At 76.2% G+C, this 361-nt stretch carries 1 protein-coding gene; it reads left to right on the top strand.

Going from position 1 to position 361, the window contains the following annotated elements; genetic code table 11:
• The coding region (locus QQK43_RS19050) for a thiamine phosphate synthase (RefSeq protein ID WP_284309021.1) at positions 1-311 on the top strand (311 nt) is incomplete at its 5' end.
• Between the last annotated feature and the right edge of the window lie 50 nt (positions 312-361).

Here is a 361-nt window from a genome sequence, read left to right as displayed (position 1 = left end):
CGTCCGCCTGGGCCACGCGGCCGCGCGGCCGCGCGCCGGGCGTCTACGCCATCGTGGACAGCGCCGAGCGTGTGGAAGCCGTGCTGCGCGCCAGACCCACGGTGGACACGATCCAGCTGCGCATGAAGCGCCCGGCCGAGCCGGCGGACGACGCAGCCTGGGCGGCCGCGCTGACCGAGGCCATCGGCCGCAGCCAGCGGGCCGCCGATGCGGCGGGCGTGATGCTGGTGGTCAACGACCACTGGCAGGTGGCGCTGAAGGCCGGCGCGCGCGCGCTGCACCTCGGGCAGGAAGACCTGCGGCGGGCGTGATGCTGGTGGTCAACGACCACTGGCAGGTGGCGCTGAAGGCCGGCGCGCGC

Source organism: Hydrogenophaga electricum, from assembly GCF_030160815.1.
GTDB classification, from domain to species: Bacteria; Pseudomonadota; Gammaproteobacteria; order Burkholderiales; family Burkholderiaceae_C; genus Hydrogenophaga; species Hydrogenophaga electricum.
This window is presented reverse-complemented; position numbering and strand designations above follow the sequence as displayed.